Origin of the sequence: Cupriavidus sp. CuC1, assembly GCF_044627735.1 — a bacterium.
Taxonomy (GTDB): Bacteria; Pseudomonadota; Gammaproteobacteria; order Burkholderiales; family Burkholderiaceae; genus Cupriavidus; species Cupriavidus ulmosensis.
In genome coordinates, this window is the sequence record NZ_JBIUHC010000404.1 from 1 (window position 1) to 829 (window position 829).

Genomic DNA, 829 nt, shown 5'->3' on the forward strand with positions numbered 1-829 from the left:
TCGCGCGACGCAGGCACTGGACGACCTACTACAAGCTTCTCGGGCGCGGCAGCTTGCGCACCGTGCGTTTGGCCCGCCAATTGTTCTTGCTGGTGCTCACAGTGCTGCCATGCGATGTGCTGACACTGGTCATCGACGATACGCTGGTGCCGCGCTCCTCGGAGCAGGCGCCCGGTTGCGCGTATCGCCACGACCACAGCCGCAAGATCAATCGGCCGCAATTCATGCGGGCCCAGTGCTGGGTTACGCTGGGCGTGAGCGCGCTGGGCAACGGCGGGGTCAACCTGGTGCTGCCAATTCTCTCGCGGCTGGTGCCAAACACCGGCAATCGCAACAAGCTGAAAATCGCGCTGGTGCTGGTCCGCTCTCTGGCGGGCGTGGCCAACAAGCCGGTGCGCGTACTGTTCGATTCGTGGTTCATGCGCGCCCGCCTGGTATTGCCTTTGCTGCGCAGACAAATGCACGTGATTGGACAGGCGCGCATCGACACCGCGCTGTTTCTCGTGCCGCCACCGCCAACCACACCCAGACGTGGTCGCAAGCGCATCTATGGCGAGCGCCTGAACGCCGAGGCCATCGAAGCACTGCCCGCGATCGAACTGCGCATGCCGCTCTATGGCAAAGACCAGCAGGTTCGCCTGCGCTCTGCCGAGGCCCGCGCGCGCTTCCTCAAGGGCGCGTTGGTGCGTGCCGTCTGGTGCCAGTTCTTCGATGCGAAGAAACAGGCCTGGACCAAGCCCCGTCTGCTGCTCGCGAGCGAAACGGACTTGAGCGCCCAGGAGATCGTGCAGTTGTACGCGCGCCGCTGGGGCATAGAACCGCTGTTTCA

Annotated in this window: 1 protein-coding gene; it reads left to right on the top strand. The window is 64.3% G+C overall.

All coding sequences use genetic code 11. From position 1 onward, the window contains the following. Positions 1 to 829, top strand: an 829-nt coding sequence (locus ACGLHR_RS51920) for a transposase (protein ID WP_400103941.1), incomplete at both ends; no start/stop codon positions are given.